The sequence below is a fragment of the Gordonia sp. ALPHA1B1 genome (genome assembly GCF_005502615.1).
GTDB classification, from domain to species: Bacteria; Actinomycetota; Actinomycetes; order Mycobacteriales; family Mycobacteriaceae; genus Gordonia; species Gordonia hongkongensis.
The window spans coordinates 1-1315 of the sequence record NZ_SCOC01000094.1; the positions used below are offsets into that span (position 1 = coordinate 1).

A 1315-nucleotide genomic window follows, 5' to 3' on the forward strand; every position below is an offset into this window, starting at 1 on the left:
GAGACCTCGTTTAGGCCACCGCCATCTCGGAGGTGGCTGTCTCACGGTAGCGCCTCTCGTACTCAATGGGCGGGCAGTAGCCGATCGATGAGTGCAGCCGCTCGGTGTTGTACCAGTGCACCCAGGCGGCGGTCTCGCGCTCGACTTCTGCGCGCCCGGTCCACGATCGCTGGCGCTCGATCAGTTCGGTCTTGTACAACCCGATGGCTGATTCCATCAACGCATTGTCGAGTGCATCGCCGACCGACCCGATCGATCCGGCCAAGCCGGAGTCGCGTAATGCTTCGGTGAACGCCAGCGCTGTGTACTGACTTCCGGCATCGCTGTGATGAATCAAACCTGTTGCAGTGAACGAGAAGTCGGTTCTACGTCGGGTGAACAAGGCCTGTTCGAGAACGCTGGTCACCAACGGTGTCGACTTGCTCGTCATCACCCGCCACCCGAGGATTCGACGCGAGTACACATCGACGAGAAACGCGGTGTAAACGAACCCTGCCAGGGTCCAGCAGTAGGTGAAATCAGCCACCCACCACTGATCTGGCCTGGCCGGCAATGACCACTTGCGCTCCACCAGATCAGGATGCCGCGGCGCGCGATCATCGCGCTGGGTCGTGATCGTGCGATGTTTTCCGCGGGTGACTCCGGCGATCCCGCAGATCCCCATCAGTCGGCCCACCTGATCACGGCCCATCTCACGGCCCTCGCGGCGCATCGTGTGCCAGATTTTGCGGACGCCGTACACGCCACGATTGCGATGAAACGCCTGGTAGACCGCGTGAGCGTCGTACGCCTCGGCCAATCGTGTCACCGAGACCGGACCCGCTTGCGTGCGGGCGTAGTAGGTGGACGGGGCGATCTGCACGCCGTGCTCAGTGAGCACTCGGCAGATCGGGGCGACCCCGAACCGACCCTTGTGAGCGTCGATGTAATCAACGATCACCGCAGTCGGCGGTCGACCTCCGCCGCGGCGAAAAACGCCGACGCTGTCTTCAAAATCTCATTGGCCCTTCGCAATTCAGCGTTCTCCTTGCGAAGCGCCGCCAACTCGGCGTCCTGCTCGCCCACCGTCATCGTTCCCCGCGCAGTCACGATCGGCCGGTCCTTCTCGATCCAGTTCCGCAACGTCGCCTGGTTGATATCGAGCAATGCGCCCACGTGTTTCCGGGCGGCGAGCTTTCCGCCGCCATGCTCGGCGAGGTGGTCGTGATACATCCTCACAGCCCGCTCACGCGTCTCTGGATCAAACTTCCTCAGTGCACCCATACCGGCATTCTCCTGGTGAGATCACGGTCTCCACCAGACCCAGGACGGTTCA

At 62.3% G+C, this 1315-nt stretch carries 1 protein-coding gene and 1 other annotated feature; the gene reads right to left on the bottom strand.

Annotated elements, in window-relative coordinates:
- Nucleotides 1–10: 10 nt before the first annotated feature.
- Nucleotides 11–1263, bottom strand: a protein-coding gene (locus FFS52_RS23530; protein ID WP_137811086.1) for an IS3 family transposase whose coding sequence is annotated in 2 segments (ribosomal slippage) — nucleotides 11–969 and nucleotides 969–1263 — 1254 coding nt in all. Because the reading frame shifts where the segments join, the coding sequence is not laid out codon by codon here.
- Nucleotides 848–979, bottom strand: a sequence feature (AL1L pseudoknot). It overlaps the preceding gene by 132 nt.
- Nucleotides 1264–1315 lie beyond the last annotated feature (52 nt).